Here is a 12,834-nt window from a genome sequence, read left to right on the forward strand (position 1 = left end):
ATGGCCATCGAGTACCGCATTACTCTCGACGACAATCATCAGTTCAGCTATCGGATCGAGTTGAATCGCGAATATGACCCCGCGCAGGCGCAGCAGGCACCCGCCTGGACGCGCCTCGGGCATCAGCAGTGCAGCAATTGCCCGCTCAGTCGCGAGCAGTTCAGCCATTGCCCGGCTGCAGTCGATCTGCACCGGGTGATCGAGGACTTCCGTGGCCTGCCGGCATTCAAGAAGGCCAGTGTCTGGGTACGCACGCCGGAGCGTGAGTACACCAAGCATGTCGGCCTGGAGGAAGGGCTGCGCGCACTGCTCGGGGTGATCATGGCTACCAGCGCCTGCCCGGTGCTGGCGCGCCTGAAACCCATGGCGCAGCACCACCTGCCCTTTGCCAACAACCAGGAGTTCATCCTGCGCGCGGTATCGCTGTATCTGACGCGGCAGTACTTCAACATGCGCGAAGGGCGTCTGGCCGACTGGGAACTAAAAGGCCTGGTGCGCCTGTTCCAGCAACTCAAGCTGGTCAACCAGGCTTTCTGGCAGCGTATTCACGACACCTGTGAAGACGACTCCAATCTCAAGGCCTTTCTCACCTTCTTCTCGATGTCGTCGAGCATGACGGTGTCGCTGGAAACCCAACTGCAGAAGATCCGCCCGCTGGTCATGAGCGCGGGCGAGTCGTTTGAGTAGGGCCGAAGCCCAAAAGCTCGCCGCTGAAGCGCCTCCCACGGGCAGAGCCAACGCGGCTACTGTGGGAGGGGCTTCAGCCGCGACGCGATCTCAAGCGCCTTTTTCCGCTTTCTTCAAACGCACGGCGAGCACATCGCAGGGCGCGCCGTGCAGCACGTCATTGGCCGTGGAACCCAGCAGCAGGGCCAGGCCGTGGCGGCCATGGCTGCCGACCACGATCAGATCGCAGCCTTGTTCTTCGGCCAGACGGTGGATTTCCTGACGCGGTTGGCCATACGCCAGATGGCGCTGGTCGGCGGTGAGTTCCGGGTACTTGCCTGTGAAGCTGTCCAGGCGCTCGCGGGCCTGCTCGAACTGCTGTTGCTGCAGCATCGACAGATCCATCGGCACGTCACCGCCAAAGGCCATGGCCATCGGCTCGACGATATGCACCAGGGACATCTTGGCACCGCTGGCCTGGGCCAGCTTCTGCGCACGGACCACTACGGGGTCGCATTCTTCGGTCAGGTCGACGGCGACCAGAATGTGCTGGTAGGGCATGGTTGGATCCTCCTCGAAGGGGCAAATGGCTATGTGGCAAGTATGGCCCCGTTGTGCACCATAAGGGGCGGATTGTCATCATTCGGGCAAAGAAAAGCCCGGTGCGAGCACCGGGCGGGGGCAGGGCCAGGCAGGCCGGAAATCATTGGCATCATTGTTGGCCGGCGGCGTACTGCGCTGCAACGCCTTCCAGGCCCTCGATGATGCTGTCGGAATACTTGCTGATCAAAAAAGGTACGGTGTTCTCATTGTAGTTGCGCAGGGATTTCTCGATGTAACGCCATTTGGTCTCGATGGAGCCCAGCGCAGCGCTGATCTGCGGGGTGTTCTGCTGGGCGGCGCTGAGGTTGTCGAGTTGACTGGCGAACTCGCCGACCAGTTCATCGATGGCGCGCTCTTCGCCGCCGCCAAAGAAACTGGTGCCGACCGAGGCGCTGCGTGATGCATAGTCCAGCGCGATGTTCTGCATCAGCAGGCTCTGCTCGCGGCTCTTCTGGGTCAGTGGCGGTACGCTGAAGCCGCTTTCTTGCTGAATCTTCTGGTACAACTCCTGACTAATGGCCATGAGGCGCTGGTTGTTGGCGGCCAGGTCGGCAATCGGCTGCAGGTCGGTGTAGCCCTGGCGTCGCATCGCTTCCATCAGGGCCTGCAGCCCGCTGCGGTAGCTCTGCCAGCCGTTTTGAAGTTGAGTATGCAGCGCTCTGCTGGCGTCACCCGGCATCTCGCCCAGGCCGTCAAGGTGCGCCTGGCCCTCCTGCAGGGATTCGCCAATCATCCGGGCGTAGCGCTGGTCGCCTTCCATGCCGTTGTACATGTAGAAGTCGCCCAGGCTCTTCTGCGTCGCCAGGCGCAGTTGGTGCAGGCGCAGCAGATCATCGGCCGGTGCGGCGTTGAGCAGGGGGGAGGTGAGCGATGCCAGGAGGAACAGGAGCAGAGTGCTCAGCGGAAATGCAAGCGAACGGCGGCTCGACATTATTGGTGACTCCGTGTGGCCCATCTTGGGGCTCGATTTGTTTTTGTATTGCTCGCGGATGGCCCTGTGCCAGCCGAAAGTGAGACGAATGTACCCGTAGCTTGGGCGTTTGGCTAGGCGTTCGGATACGCCAGCAACACCCAGGAAAACTCGCGCAATGGCGCGATATTGACGCGGTTTATCGAAAGCCGCTGGAGCCCGCGAATGACCGGGCCTGCAGAAAACGTCGGGAAAACGACGAAAACTGGCCAATTGACAAGCGCAGGCTTTTCCCCGATGGTGTGCACACCCAAATCAAACGGGCGTATGAATTGAGCGTTTGCCTGGTCAGGCGCGCCGTTACAGCCCGAATATCGCGTCGGTGGGTGTGTCGTACCGATTGGAGCTATGCTCGCGGCTATGCCGAGAGCTGGCCTGCCGGTTGGCTCCGATGTGTACTGTTCAGCTTCCATACCGTGGAGATCAGTTGATGATTTACGAAGGTAAAGCCATCACGGTTAAGGCTCTTGAGAGCGGCATTGTCGAATTGAATTTCGATCTCAAGGGTGAGTCCGTCAACAAATTCAACCGTCTTACCCTCAACGAGCTGCGCGCCTCCGTCGACGCGATCAAGGCCGACGGTTCGATAAAGGGCGTGATTGTCACCAGTGGCAAGGACGTGTTTATCGTCGGTGCCGATATCACCGAGTTCGTCGACAATTTCAAACTCCCCGACGAAGAGCTGGTGGCTGGCAACCTCGAAGCCAACAAGATCTTCAGTGATTTCGAAGACCTCGCCGTGCCCACCGTAGTCGCCATCAACGGCATCGCCCTGGGTGGCGGTTTCGAGATGTGCCTGGCCGGCGACTACCGCGTAATGAGCGAAACCGCCAAGATTGGTCTGCCGGAAGTCAAACTGGGCATCTACCCGGGCTTCGGCGGTACCGTGCGTCTGCCGCGCGTGATCGGTACCGACAACGCCGTCGAGTGGATCGCCTCCGGCAAGGAAAACCGCGCGGAAGAGGCGCTGAAAGTCGGCGCTGTCGATGCTGTCGTCGCCCCCGCCAAGCTCAAGGACGCCGCGCTGGATCTGGTCAAGCGTGCCATCTCCGGCGAGCTGGACTACAAGGCCAAGCGTCAGCCCAAGCTGGAAAAGCTCAAGCTCAATGCCATCGAGCAGATGATGTGCTTCGAGACCGCCAAGGGCTTCGTCGCTGGCCAGGCCGGCCCGAACTACCCGGCTCCGGTCGAGGCGATCAAGACCATTCAGAAAGCTGCCAACTTCGGCCGCGACAAGGCCCTGGAAGTCGAGGCCGCCGGCTTCGTCAAGCTGGCCAAGACCTCGGTCGCCGAGAGCCTGATCGGCCTGTTCCTGAACGATCAGGAACTGAAGAAGAAGGCCAAGCACCACGACGAAATCGCCCGCGACGTGAAACTGGCTGCCGTACTCGGCGCCGGCATCATGGGCGGCGGCATCGCCTACCAGTCGGCGTCCAAGGGCACCCCGATCCTGATGAAGGATATCCGTGAAGAGGGTATCCAGATGGGCCTTTCCGAGGCTTCCAAGCTGCTCGGCAAGCGCGTCGAGAAGGGCCGCATGACCCCGGCGAAGATGGCCGAAGCCCTCAACGCCATCCGTCCGACCATGTCCTACGGTGATTTCGGCAACGTCGACATCGTCGTCGAAGCCGTGGTCGAGAACCCCAAGGTCAAGCAGATCGTGCTGGCCGAAGTGGAAGACGTGGTGCGTGAAGACGCCATCCTGGCCTCCAACACCTCGACCATCTCCATCTCCCTGCTGGCCCAGGCGCTCAAGCGTCCGGAAAATTTCGTCGGCATGCACTTCTTCAACCCGGTGCACATGATGCCGCTGGTGGAAGTCATCCGTGGCGAGAAGTCCAGCGAAGTGGCCGTGGCCACCACCGTGGCCTATGCCAAGAAGATGGGCAAGAACCCGATCGTGGTCAACGACTGCCCGGGCTTCCTGGTCAACCGCGTGCTGTTCCCGTACTTCGGCGGCTTCTCCAAGCTGCTGGGCTTCGGTGTCGACTTCGTGCGCATCGACAAGGTCATGGAGAAGTTCGGCTGGCCCATGGGCCCGGCTTACCTCTCCGACGTGGTCGGCATCGACACCGGCCACCATGGCCGTGACGTGATGGCAGAAGGCTTCCCGGACCGCATGGCGGTGGAAGGCAAGACCGCTGTCGACGTGATGTACGAAGCCAATCGCCTGGGCCAGAAGAACGGCAAGGGCTTCTACGCCTACGAGACCGACAAGCGCGGCAAGCCAAAGAAGGTCTCCGACCCTGAAGCTTACGAGCTGCTCAAATCCATCGTGGTCGAAGAGCGCGAAGTCACCGACGAGGACATCATCAACTTCATGATGATCCCGCTGTGCCTGGAAACCGTTCGTTGCCTGGAAGACGGCATCGTCGATACCGCAGCCGAGGCCGATATGGGCCTGATCTACGGCATCGGCTTCCCTCCCTTCCGTGGCGGTGCGCTGCGCTACATCGATTCCATCGGTGTCGCCGAGTTCGTCGCCCTGGCCGACAAGTACGCCGACCTGGGCGCGCTGTACCACCCGACCGCCAAGCTTCGCGAAATGGCCGCCAAGGGCCAGAAGTTCTTCGGTTAACAGGCTGTTTGAAAAACGTGGACGAGGCGGCCAGTGCAAGGCAGAAACAGGCGAAAAAGCGGAGTTTACGTGTTGTAAATGAGCATTTTGAGCCTGTTTCTAACGCAGCAATGGCAACGCAGTCAGTTTTTCACCAGCCTGTAGCGCGCAACGACTAGAGAGAGTGAATATATGAGCCTGAATCCTAGAGATGCAGTGATCGTCGACTTCGGCCGTACCCCGATGGGTCGTTCCAAGGGCGGCATGCACCGCAACACCCGTGCCGAGACCATGTCCGCGCACCTGATCAGCAAAGTGCTGGAGCGCAACTCCAAGATTGACCCGGCTGAAGTCGAGGACGTGATCTGGGGCTGCGTCAACCAGACCCTGGAGCAGGGCTGGAACATCGCGCGCATGGCGTCGCTGATGACCCAGATCCCGCACACCAGCGCCGGCCAGACCGTCAGCCGTCTGTGCGGTTCGTCCATGAGCGCTCTGCACACCGCCGTGCAGGCGATCCAGACCGGTAACGGTGACGTGTTCGTCGTCGGCGGCGTGGAGCACATGGGCCACGTTGGCATGATGCACGGCGTCGATCCGAACCCGCACCTGTCTCTGTACGCCGCCAAGGCGTCCGGCATGATGGGCCTGACCGCCGAGATGCTGGGCAAGATGCACGGCATCAGCCGCGAGGCGCAGGACGCCTTCGGTGAGCGTTCTCACCGCCTGGCACACAAGGCCACCGTCGAAGGCAAGTTCAAGGATGAGATCATCCCGATGCAGGGCTACGACGAGAATGGTTTCCTCAAGATGTTCGACTATGACGAAACCATTCGTCCGGAAACCACCCTTGAAAGCCTGGCTACCCTGAAGCCTGCCTTCAACCCGAAAGGCGGCACCGTAACTGCGGGCACCTCCTCGCAGATCACCGACGGCGCTTCCTGCATGATCGTCATGAGCGCCCAGCGTGCTCAGGACCTGGGTATCGCACCGATGGCCGTGGTTCGCGCCATGGCCGTTGCCGGCGTCGATCCGGCGATCATGGGCTACGGCCCGGTGCCGTCCACTCAGAAGGCGCTCAAGCGCGCCGGTCTGAGCATGGCCGACATCGATTTCGTCGAGCTCAACGAAGCCTTCGCCGCCCAGGCCCTGCCGGTGTTGAAGGATCTGAAACTGCTCGACAAGATGGAAGAGAAGGTCAACCTGCACGGCGGCGCCATCGCCCTGGGTCACCCCTTCGGTTGTTCCGGGGCCCGTATCTCCGGTACCCTGCTCAACGTCATGAAGCAGAACGGTGGCACCCTCGGTGTCTCCACCATGTGCGTGGGCCTTGGCCAAGGCATCACCACCGTCTTCGAACGCGTTTAAGCGTAAGCGGACAGAAACCGGGGCCCAGTGCCCCGGTTTTGCTTTTTAAGGCTTTTTTATCGGGAACCTCTCAATGCAGTTGCAGCCAGGACTCTATCGCCACTACAAAGGCCCGCAATACCGTGTATTCGGTGTGGCACGTCATTCCGAAACCGAGGAAGAGGTGGTGGTTTATCAGGCGCTGTACGGCGAATTCGGCCTTTGGGTGCGGCCGCTGAGCATGTTCTGCGAAGAGATCGAAGTGGACGGCAGGCGCGTTCCACGCTTTGCTTTGATTCAGGCCGAAGTCAGCCCTATCGGCAGTTCGGAAGTCTGACTGAGCAGCCCCTGCGCTTGACCTTCGCTCGGTCGCCACTATATATAGCGGGGCCTCAAGGCTCCCTGCCTTCTATATTTCGCAATTTTAGGAATTCTCTGATCCATGGGCAAATCGCTGGTCATCGTGGAATCCCCGGCCAAGGCCAAGACCATCAACAAGTATCTGGGCAGCCAGTACGTGGTGAAGTCGAGCATCGGCCACATCCGTGACCTGCCTACCAGCGGCTCGGCAAGCGCCGCCAAGGAGCCGGCCAAGCGCGGCAAAGCTGCTGCCGAGGCGCCTGCGCTGTCGCCCAAGGAAAAGGCCAAGCGTCAGCTGTTCGCGCGCATGGGTGTCGACCCCGAGCATGGCTGGAAGGCCAAGTACGAGATCCTGCCCGGCAAGGAAAAGGTGATCGAGGAACTGCGTCGCCTGGCCAAGGATGCCGACACCATCTATCTCGCAACCGACTTGGACCGCGAGGGGGAAGCCATCGCCTGGCACCTGCGCGAGTCCATCGGCGGCGACGACAGCCGCTACAAGCGTGTGGTGTTCAACGAGATCACCAAGAAGGCGATTCAGGAAGCCTTCTCCAAGCCCGGCGAGCTGGATATCAACCGCGTCAACGCGCAGCAGGCGCGGCGCTTCCTCGACCGCGTGGTGGGCTACATGGTCTCGCCGCTGTTGTGGGCCAAGATCGCCCGTGGTCTGTCCGCCGGCCGCGTGCAATCGGTGGCGGTAAAACTGGTGGTGGCGCGCGAGAAGGAAATTCGCGCCTTCGTCCCGGAAGAATACTGGGAAGTACACGCCGATCTGGGCACGGCGAAGAATGCCAAGGTGCGTTTCGAGGTGGTCCGTGAAGGCGGTGCTGCCTTCAAGCCGGTCAATGAAGCGCAGGCCATGGCTGCGCTGGAGAAGCTCAAGGCCTCCAGCTACAGCGTGGTCAAGCGTGAAGACCGTCCGACCAGCAGCAAGCCGTCGGCGCCTTTCATCACCTCGACCCTGCAGCAGGCAGCGAGCAACCGCCTGGGCTTCGGCGTGAAGAAGACCATGATGATGGCTCAGCGTCTCTACGAGGCCGGCTACATCACCTATATGCGTACCGACTCGACCAACCTGTCGGCCGACGCGGTGGAGATGGTGCGCGGCTTTATCGGCAGCGAGTACGGCGACAAGTACCTGCCGGGCAAGCCCAATCTGTATTCGAGCAAGGAAGGCGCTCAGGAGGCGCACGAAGCGATTCGTCCGTCAGACGTCAACCTGCGTCCAACTCAACTGTCCGGTATGGAGCGCGATGCCGAGCGTCTGTACGACCTGATCTGGCGTCAGTTCGTGGCCTGCCAGATGCCGCCAGCCGAATATCTCTCTACCAGCGTGACCGTAGCCGCTGGTGACTTCGAGCTGCGCGCCAAGGGCCGCATCCTCAAGTTCGATGGTTACACCCGTGTGCTGCCGCAGCAGAGCAAGCCGGGCGAGGACGATGTCCTGCCGGAAATGAAGGAAGGCGAGGGGCTCAAGCTGATCCAGCTCGACCCCAGCCAGCACTTCACCAAGCCACCGGCACGCTACTCCGAAGCCAGCCTAGTCAAGGAACTGGAAAAGCGCGGTATCGGTCGTCCATCCACCTACGCGGCGATCATCTCCACCATTCAGGATCGTGGCTACGTGACGGTGCACAACCGCCGTTTCTACGCCGAGAAAATGGGCGATATCGTCACCGAGCGTCTCGACGAGAGCTTCGCCAACCTGATGGATTATGGCTTTACCGCCACCATGGAAGAGCATCTGGACGATGTGGCCCAGGGGGAGCGCGAGTGGAAGAACCTGCTCGACGAATTCTACGGCGACTTCAAGAAGAAGCTCGAAGCCGCTGAGGCAGGCGAGGGCGGCATGCGTGCCAACCAGCCGACCCTGACCGACATTCCGTGCCGCGAGTGCGGCCGGCCGATGATGATTCGTACCGCCTCCACTGGGGTTTTCCTCGGTTGCTCCGGCTATGCGCTGCCGCCGAAGGAGCGCTGCAAGGCCACCATCAATCTGGTGCCGGGCGACGAAATCGCAGCCGACGACGAGGGCGAGTCCGAATCCCGCGTGCTGCTGGGCAAGCACCGCTGCCCGATCTGCTCCACGGCCATGGATGCCTACCTGCTGGACGAGACCCGCAAACTGCATATCTGCGGCAACAACCCGGACTGCACCGGCTACGAGATCGAGCAGGGTCAATACCGCATCAAGGGCTATGAGGGCCCGAGCCTGGAATGCGACAAGTGCGGCAGCGAAATGCAGCTCAAGACCGGCCGTTTCGGCAAGTTCTTCGGTTGCACCAACCCGAGCTGCAAGAACACCCGCAAGCTGCTGAAGAATGGTGAGGCCGCACCACCGAAGATGGATAAGGTGGACATGCCCGAGCTCAAGTGCGAGAAGGTGGACGACACCTACGTGCTGCGCGACGGTGCATCGGGCCTGTTCCTTGCTGCCAGTCAGTTCCCCAAGAACCGCGAGACGCGTGCGCCATTGGTGCTGGAAATCGTCCCGCACAAGCACGAGATCGATCCGAAGTACCACTTCCTTTGCGACGCTCCGCAGAAGGATCCGGATGGTCGTCCGGCGGTGATCCGCTACAGCCGCAAGACCAAGGAGCAGTACGTGCAGACCGAGGTGGATGGCAAGCCGACTGGCTGGCGTGCGTTCTTTGATGGTGGCAAGTGGAAGGTCGAGGACAAGCGCTAGGGCTTTGCCCATGAGCTGGCAGGCGTCTGCCTGGTGGTGGTCGCTCGCAAGATGGAAAAGGGCCTGAAAGGCTGACGAGATGCGCGTCTGGTTGGTAGTCGACGCGCGTATCATGACCCGATCTGTTGTGGAGGTCGCCGTAATGGCCAAAGAAATCTACACCCGCACCAATCAGAAGATCTTCTTCGCCGGCACTGCCCTGGATAACTGGCGCAAGGCCGAGGCCTCCTCCGCATTCAATGTTCAGGCGCTGGTGCAGGCCGAGCGCGAGGCCGCGCTGTTTCACCTTTACGGCGGCCTGCTCGGGTTGTGCCATGAGATTGCCGGCTACTACCGCATGAACGACGCCGCGCCTTCGCGTGTCGAGGCTTTCGTTCAGCAGGCGGTGCTTGAGGGATCGCCCAGCCCGGAACTGGCTGAGCTGGTCGAACTGGCGCAGCAGCGTGAAACCTGGCTGGCGCAGTTGCTGACTGCCTATGCCGAGCTGTTCCAGCCGCCGCGCGAGGCGCGCAAGGCCAAGGTCGATCCGTCGATGCCGTTGATCACGGCTGTCAGCGTCGGCGAAGAACCAGTCGAGCTGAGCCTCGATGATATCGATGCCTGGCGTCAGCAGCTCAAGGCCTTGGTGTTGCGTTTTCGTGAAGGCCTCAGCGAATGCTGATTGCGTTTAACTGGACCAGTGGGCTGGGGATGACTCCGGCTGGCTGTTATAATGTCGCGTTTTTGCACAGAGACTGAGCCAATGCCTACATCCTTTCTGGAAATCGTCGAACTGCCCGATGGGCGTATTGCCCTGCGTCGCGCAGAGGATGAAGAGGCATTGGTGACTCTGGACTTCTCCGCGGATGCCAAGGCTTTCCTGCAGGGCCAGCATATCGAGGTGGCCAAGGCCATGCTCAATGTCGGCGTGCAGATGGCCGGTCGAATGGCCGAGGGGGATTTCAGTAGCGAAGAAGATGAAGGGCCGCGCGTTCTGCACTGAAGCTGCTGCGACATAATGAAAACGGGGCTCCAATGGAGCCCCGTTTTCATTTGCTTGAATGCTTCAGCCCAGGCTGATATTCAGACTCTGCGCGCCACCGCTAGTGGCAGCCAGCGCCAGGCGCTGGCGAGTGCTGCGCTCTACCGGGTGCAGCCAGCTGATCACCGTATGGCTTCGGCCCAGCTTGAGCGCTTCCTCGGCCAACTCCAGAGCGCTTTGCCCTTGTCGAGGATGTAGCAGCAGGATGCGTTCTCGGTTCAGGCCTGCATCGCGTAGCCAGGCCTGAGTCAGGCTTGCAGGCGGCGCCACCAGGCTCAGCCAGCGTGCATCCTGATTCTGACTCAGCTCGCGCAGAATCGGCGCCAGCAAATGCAGGCAGTGGCCGGTCGCGCCGCGTAGAGCCAGCTCGCTGAAAGCCTGGTCATCCTCGCTATGGGCGATGTTCTTGGTAACCACTGGCTCGCCCGACACACCGGCAAGAAAGGCGTCGAAAAGGGGAAGTTGTGGGCGCTCGAACGACGGCTGCATTTGCATGGCGTTTCCTCAGCGGCGGATTACACCGACACTCAAACCTTCGATGATCAGGTCCTGGTGCTCCAGGTCCACTTCGATCGGGGCGAATTCAGGGTTTTCGGCAATCAGCCAGACCTTGTTGCCCTCGCGCTTGAAGCGCTTGACCGTCACCTCATCGTCGATGCGGGCGACGACGATCTGGCCGTTACGTGCTTCGCGTGTGGTATGTACGGCGAGCAGATCACCATCGAAAATACCGATGTCCTTCATGCTCATGCCGCGGACACGCAGCAGATAGTCGGCCTTGGGCTGAAAGAATGTCGGGTTGATCTGGCAGGATTCCTCGACATGTTGCTGTGCGAGGATCGGTGCGCCGGCGGCGACACGGCCGATCACCGGCAGGCCTTCATCCTCGTTCGCGGCACCTGCCTCGAAACCTGGGATGCGGATGCCACGCGATGCGCCCGGGGTCATCTCGATGGCGCCTTTGCGGGCAAGGGCCTTGAGATGCTCTTCTGCCGCATTGGGTGATTTGAACCCCAGTTCCTGAGCGATTTCCGCGCGGGTGGGGGGGTAGCCGTTGTCTTCCAGGCAGCGTTTGATGAAGGCGAGAATTTCGGCTTGGCGGGGCGTCAGTTTCAGCATGGCTGGGCTCTGTCTTTTTATACAGTGACTGGGATTATATACAGTAAGCGAAGCTTGGCAACGATCTATTTGCTGGCGCCTGTTACCCGGGCCGAGCAATCTTCGTCTCTGCTTGTTGTAAGCTGTGACCCGCCGGCCAAAAGACGGCTCATGCGGCTTGACAATGCAGTGAGCTGAAACGTATGTTTCAAACAAGTGTTTGTCAGGTGATATCTCATGGCTCAGTCGGAAACCGTTGAACGCATTCTCGATGCTGCAGAACAGCTGTTCGCGGAAAAAGGCTTCGCCGAGACCTCGCTGCGTCTGATCACCAGCAAGGCAGGGGTCAACCTGGCCGCCGTCAACTATCACTTCGGTTCCAAGAAGGCGCTGATCCAGGCGGTCTTCTCGCGTTTCCTCGGGCCATTCTGTGCCAGTCTGGAAAAGGAACTCGATCGTCGTCAGGCCAAGTCCGATACCCAGGTTTCCCTGGAGGAGTTGCTCGAGCTGCTGGTCGAGCAGGCGCTGGCGGTGAAGCCGCGCAGTGGCAATGACCTGTCCATCTTCATGCGCCTGCTGGGCCTGGCCTTCAGTCAGAGCCAGGGACACCTGCGCAAATACCTCGAAGAGGTGTACGGCAAGGTTTTCCGCCGCTACATGCTGCTGGTACACGAAGCCGCACCGCGTATACCCCCGCTTGAGCTGTTCTGGCGCGTGCACTTCATGCTCGGCGCAGCCGCGTTCAGCATGTCCGGCATCAAGGCCCTGCGCGCCATGTCCGAAACCGATTTCGGCGTCAACACCTCGATCGAGCAGGTGATGCGCATGATGGTGCCGTTCCTGGCTGCGGGTATGCGTTCGGAAACCGGGGTCAACGATCCGGCACTGGCCGGCGCGCAACTCAAACCGCGTAGCAAGACGCCGAGCGCCGCCCCCAAGGTCTGATCGGTCAGCAGGTGGGCTTGGCTTCGCCCTTCGGCTAAGCTAGCGGCCCATGTCCGATCTCGATTTACTCCACATCTCCATTGCCGACCAGATGCTCTATGGCTTCAGTGCCGGGCAGTTATCGGTGCGTTTGCCTATATCTACCGCCCGTAACGGCGCGGGCGAGCGCAATGGCTCCGGTTGCACGCCGCGAGGACTTCATCAGGTGCGTGCAAAGGTTGGCGCCGGGTTGCCGCTGGCTGCGGTACTGCGCGGCCGTCGCTGGACGGGGGAGGTGTGGTCGCCGCAGCTGCACGAGCAGTTCCCCGGGCGTGACTGGATTCTTACTCGCATCCTCTGGTTAAGCGGTCTTGAACCAGGGCGCAACCGTATGGGCGAGGTCGATACCTTCCGTCGCTACATCTACCTACATGGCACGCCGGACACGGAACCCATGGGTGAGCCGTTGTCCCATGGCTGCATTCGTTTGCGTAACACCGACATGCTGGAACTCTTCGAACGCGTGCCGCTGAACTGCCAGGTGCGCATCGACGAGGCGCCGTGCCCGCGGTGGACTGCGAACCAGGATTTCAAATAAG

General features: G+C 60.9%; 13 protein-coding genes. 9 read left to right on the plus strand and 4 right to left on the minus strand.

What is annotated here, in order from left to right; all coding sequences use genetic code 11:
• Positions 1-687 carry a DUF6901 family protein gene (locus tag GYB81_RS04035; protein WP_161866489.1) on the plus strand — a complete coding sequence of 229 codons (687 nt, stop codon included), beginning with the start codon at positions 1-3 and terminating at the stop codon, positions 685-687.
• Between the two features lie 90 nt (positions 688-777).
• Here the strand turns inward: GYB81_RS04035 and GYB81_RS04040 are convergent, their stop codons facing one another.
• Together GYB81_RS04040 and GYB81_RS04045 are read right to left on the minus strand one after the other, a co-directional pair.
• On the minus strand, positions 778-1,227 hold the full coding sequence (locus GYB81_RS04040) for a universal stress protein (RefSeq protein WP_161866488.1): 450 nt from the start codon (positions 1,225-1,227) through the stop codon (positions 778-780).
• A 151-nt stretch (positions 1,228-1,378) separates the two neighbouring features.
• A complete protein-coding gene (locus GYB81_RS04045) occupies positions 1,379-2,200 on the minus strand; it encodes a hypothetical protein (protein ID WP_161866487.1) in 822 nt (273 codons plus the stop codon).
• Positions 2,201-2,669: 469 nt separating this feature from the next.
• On the opposite strand from GYB81_RS04045, the gene fadB reads away from it, so the two are divergent.
• The 6 genes from fadB (at position 2,670) to GYB81_RS04075 (ending at position 10,174) form a co-directional block, all read left to right on the plus strand.
• Positions 2,670-4,817 (plus strand): fatty acid oxidation complex subunit alpha FadB, encoded by a 2,148-nt coding sequence (gene fadB / locus GYB81_RS04050; protein ID WP_161866486.1) that lies wholly within the window; start codon positions 2,670-2,672, stop codon positions 4,815-4,817.
• A gap of 171 nt (positions 4,818-4,988) precedes the next feature.
• Entirely contained in the window at positions 4,989-6,164 is a 1,176-nt protein-coding gene (fadA, locus tag GYB81_RS04055) for an acetyl-CoA C-acyltransferase FadA (RefSeq protein ID WP_161866485.1), read from the plus strand.
• Positions 6,165-6,237: 73 nt separating this feature from the next.
• Entirely contained in the window at positions 6,238-6,480 is a 243-nt protein-coding gene (locus tag GYB81_RS04060; RefSeq protein ID WP_161866484.1) for a DUF1653 domain-containing protein, read from the plus strand.
• A 105-nt stretch (positions 6,481-6,585) separates the two neighbouring features.
• Entirely contained in the window at positions 6,586-9,192 is a 2,607-nt protein-coding gene (gene topA, locus GYB81_RS04065) for a type I DNA topoisomerase (RefSeq protein WP_161866483.1), read from the plus strand.
• Between the two features lie 142 nt (positions 9,193-9,334).
• Positions 9,335-9,853, plus strand: coding sequence for a DUF6586 family protein (locus GYB81_RS04070; protein WP_161866482.1), 519 nt, complete (start codon positions 9,335-9,337; stop codon positions 9,851-9,853).
• A gap of 81 nt (positions 9,854-9,934) precedes the next feature.
• Positions 9,935-10,174, plus strand: coding sequence for a hypothetical protein (locus GYB81_RS04075; protein ID WP_090426226.1), 240 nt, complete (start codon positions 9,935-9,937; stop codon positions 10,172-10,174).
• Between the two features lie 63 nt (positions 10,175-10,237).
• Here GYB81_RS04075 and sulA read toward each other — a convergent pair whose 3' ends face one another.
• A complete protein-coding gene (sulA, locus tag GYB81_RS04080; RefSeq protein WP_161866481.1) occupies positions 10,238-10,708 on the minus strand; it encodes an SOS-induced cell division inhibitor SulA in 471 nt (156 codons plus the stop codon).
• 9 nt (positions 10,709-10,717) lie between these two features.
• The gene (gene lexA / locus GYB81_RS04085) at positions 10,718-11,332 is read right to left on the minus strand and encodes a transcriptional repressor LexA (RefSeq protein WP_161866480.1); all 615 of its coding nucleotides are present in this window, start codon (positions 11,330-11,332) and stop codon (positions 10,718-10,720) included.
• A gap of 216 nt (positions 11,333-11,548) precedes the next feature.
• Here lexA and GYB81_RS04090 point away from each other — a divergent pair, with 216 nt between their 5' ends.
• Both GYB81_RS04090 and GYB81_RS04095 read left to right on the plus strand, forming a co-directional pair.
• On the plus strand, positions 11,549-12,256 hold the full coding sequence (locus GYB81_RS04090; RefSeq protein WP_161866479.1) for a TetR/AcrR family transcriptional regulator: 708 nt from the start codon (positions 11,549-11,551) through the stop codon (positions 12,254-12,256).
• Positions 12,257-12,305: 49 nt separating this feature from the next.
• Positions 12,306-12,833, plus strand: coding sequence for a L,D-transpeptidase (locus GYB81_RS04095; protein ID WP_161866478.1), 528 nt, complete (start codon positions 12,306-12,308; stop codon positions 12,831-12,833).
• The last annotated feature ends 1 nt before the right edge of the window (position 12,834 follow it).

This window comes from Pseudomonas yangonensis (assembly GCF_009932725.1).
Classification (GTDB): Bacteria; Pseudomonadota; Gammaproteobacteria; order Pseudomonadales; family Pseudomonadaceae; genus Aquipseudomonas; species Aquipseudomonas yangonensis.